Origin of the sequence: Salinivibrio socompensis S35 (assembly GCF_000513715.1) — a bacterium.
GTDB classification, from domain to species: Bacteria; Pseudomonadota; Gammaproteobacteria; order Enterobacterales; family Vibrionaceae; genus Salinivibrio; species Salinivibrio socompensis.
Genome location: NZ_AQOD01000213.1, coordinates 1 through 1,485 on the forward strand (window position 1 = coordinate 1; position 1,485 = coordinate 1,485).

The 1,485-nt window shown below is 47.3% G+C and carries 2 protein-coding genes and 1 pseudogene; 2 read left to right on the forward strand and 1 reads right to left on the reverse strand.

The window, feature by feature from the left end:
- Positions 1-133, reverse strand: a pseudogene (locus DZ54_RS27640) (IS256 family transposase); the annotation flags it as partial.
- 507 nt (positions 134-640) lie between these two features.
- Between DZ54_RS27640 and DZ54_RS0117020 the strand changes: the two are divergent.
- Positions 641-1,156: a hypothetical protein gene (locus DZ54_RS0117020; protein WP_128080572.1), complete on the forward strand. Its 516-nt coding sequence runs from the start codon at positions 641-643 to the stop codon at positions 1,154-1,156.
- 69 nt (positions 1,157-1,225) lie between these two features.
- Positions 1,226-1,485 (forward strand): IS66 family insertion sequence element accessory protein TnpA (gene tnpA, locus DZ54_RS0117025; RefSeq protein ID WP_025675406.1); only part of this gene is annotated, 260 nt, incomplete at its 3' end.

A 1,485-nucleotide genomic window follows, 5' to 3' on the forward strand; every position in this document is an offset into this window, starting at 1 on the left:
TCAGCTTTATTGCAGCTTCGGTCAGCTGTTTGATCAAAGGTGTTAAGACGCCATCTTTGCCAGTAACACCTTTGCCACTACGAAGCGCTTCTAGGGCAGCTTCCATATCGAGTTCTATTTTCTTGTCGGTCATGTATCATTCCTCTTTCGACCATTCTAACGAAATGACACAGAATTCTGAACACTACCACGGGTCAGCGCGGTAACGGGTTGGATCGTGCAGTCACGCTACGCGACTTAAATATCCTAGGTCTCGCAAAACTCTCTCGTCATGGTTCGGGATCTATTACCGCAAAGCCAAAACCGCCATTACCTTTTCCCGGCGGCGAAGGAGGCGTCCAAAGGCCAACGCAGCCCACGAATCTCAGTGCGGAAGGTGGCTTCTCCGCAATTCTTGTCTCATGGGACAGGCCTACATTCAAAGGGTTTTCGTATGCAGAAATTCATCGTGGCCCGACGAAGAACTTTGCTGACGCTGTGTCTATAGGCACTGTGACATCAACGGTGTTTAGTGATGTGGTGCATCCCGGTGAAACGTTTTTTTATTGGGTCAGATTTATCAATGTAAACGATATCGCAGGTCCTTATGCGGGGCCAGTCCAAGGCGAAACTGCAATTGATGTGTCTAAAGCTTGAAGGGTTGAGTGAGCAAATTAGGGACTCTGCGACATTCCAAGCGCTTGCTAATTCCTATGAAAACTTTCAGCAAAATATGGACAAGGCTATTAGCGATATCTCTCAGTTGAATGAAAAAATGAAGAGCGAGCTTAGTCGTGCGAAACAAAAGATTCAGCAGAATGAGGTATCTGTTAGCGAAGCTGAATCCCGTTATGAGTCCGTAACTAAGAGCTTAGATTCATTGACAAAAGTGCAGCCTAGTCCTTCTGGTATAGGCTCTATGGGATTTTATAAAAGTAGCGATGGGAAGATCACTTATCGTGTTGTTGCAGACACGATTGAGCTAGATACGCACGGGGAGCAATTTCGTCCATTTATCCTTCAAGACAATAAAATGATGCTAGACGCGGCCTTCATAAAAGGACTCGAGGTCAAGGACTTAAAGGTTGGGGGCGATTCAACGTTTTCAGGTGAGCTGGTGTCAGCGACAGGTTTATTTAAAGGGGATATCCAAGTCGGTGATGCGTTTTACGCGTAAGCGGTTAATAAACCCCACATACCCATAAGATACGGGCTTTGCCATAGTACCTTTTTGACCGGAGGTACGATGAAACAAGCACAAAAACGCGCGCACTGGGCGGCGATCATTGAACAACAAAAGCAAAGCACAGTGTCCATCAAGCAGTTTTGCCAAGACAACGCTATTCCCTATCAAACTTTTTATTATTGGTCGAAGCGATTACGTGAGCACGAGCAAGCTCAAACCGTGCAGCCGGTCGTGGTCGAGGCATCCGGTCACTTACCAGGGGCGTCCGTCGTGCTTGTCTTTGCCAATGGCATTCGAGCCGAGTTACCCGCCACGCTCAA